This is a genomic window from Parabacteroides sp. AF27-14 (assembly GCF_003635425.1).
Classification (GTDB): domain Bacteria; phylum Bacteroidota; class Bacteroidia; order Bacteroidales; family Tannerellaceae; genus Parabacteroides; species Parabacteroides distasonis.
The window spans coordinates 1-1323 of sequence record NZ_QTLZ01000065.1; the positions used below are offsets into that span (position 1 = coordinate 1).

The 1323-nt window shown below is 50.6% G+C and carries 1 protein-coding gene; it reads right to left on the reverse strand.

Features of this window, described 5'->3' with window-relative positions:
• On the reverse strand, window positions 1–1127 hold a 1127-nt coding region (locus tag DWY79_RS22395; RefSeq protein ID WP_122370515.1), incomplete at its 3' end, for an AAA family ATPase.
• Window positions 1128–1323: the final 196 nt, after the last annotated feature.

Below are 1323 nucleotides of genomic sequence, written 5' to 3' on the forward strand. Positions count from 1 at the left end.
TAGAAAGGAAGTAGGTATTTGACGAAACCTTCTTCCACCTCCTTGTTCGGGAACCCCAGTCGATAAATGCCAAACTCAGGATCATAGCCCTTGATGGTCAGGTATCCGCTTTGGTAGATGACGGGTATGGGATTGTTCGAGGCGGAGTCGATGCTGTTGAGCACGTCGGCGTCAGTCTCCGTGTTGGCCATCTCGTAGAGGTCGTAATGGGTGTGCTTGAGCAGCTCCACGAGGTAGGAGGGTGTTCCGGTCTCGAACCAGTAGTCTCCGAATTCCATCTTAGCGAAGGTATTCAATAGGCTGAATGGATTGTATATACCCTCGGACTTGGCAGTGAAATGGTATCCGTCATAGCGTTGCTTGAGTTTTAGGCAGGTTTCCTCGTAGGTCGTCATTTGGGTATCAGCCAGTTCCTTCACTTCGTCATCCAGATAGGCATGTATCTCTTTCTCTGTGATGCCGCATATCTCGACGTACCGATTATCCATCGACAGGTCCATGAGGTTGTTGAGGTCACTGAACACGCTTACCTTGCCGAACTTGGTCACACCTGTGAGCAGGGCGAAACGGATGGCCCTATCCATGGTCTTCAATACGCCGTAGAAGGGTTTGAGCATGTTCCGGAGCCGGTTTTGCATCTCCTTGTCGTGCAAGTTCTGTAGCAAGGGCTTGTCGTACTCGTCTATCAGGATCACGGCCCTTTGTCCGGTTTTGCGGTAGGCCCGGTCGATGATTCCGGCGAAACGGAGGGGCAGGGTCACTTCCGAGGGACGTGTCCCATATTCGTCTTCGTACCGGGACAGGATGTCGTTTAATATCTTGTATAAGCTATCCGGAGAGTCGTATTGGGAGATATTCAGGTCAAAATGGAGGATCGGGTATTCTTTCCAGTCCTTTTCCAGTTTCTCCATGGCCAGTCTCTCGAACAACTCCTTTTTCCCTTGGAAGTAGGCCTCCAGCGTGGACAGCAACAGGCTTTTCCCGAAGCGTCGGGGGCGGCTGAGGAAGTAATACTGTCCGGTAGTAACCAATTGATAGACCAAGGCTGTCTTGTCAATATAGAGATAGCCGTCCTTGCGAATTTTCTCGAAGTTCTGTATGCCGATGGGATAAATTGTCTGGTTCATGGCTTTGTGTATTTATGTGACTTATATACAAAGGTAACTCTTTCTCCCAAAAGGGCAAGTAACGGCGCTTTTTTCTGTACGGTACGATCAGTGGATGGCGCGTGCCGTGAGCGTTTTGCCTTTCCACAGCTATCGCGTGGGCTCAACCAGCCACTTCTCGATATTGCGGGTCTCGGCAGAGAAGTTCACGCCGATC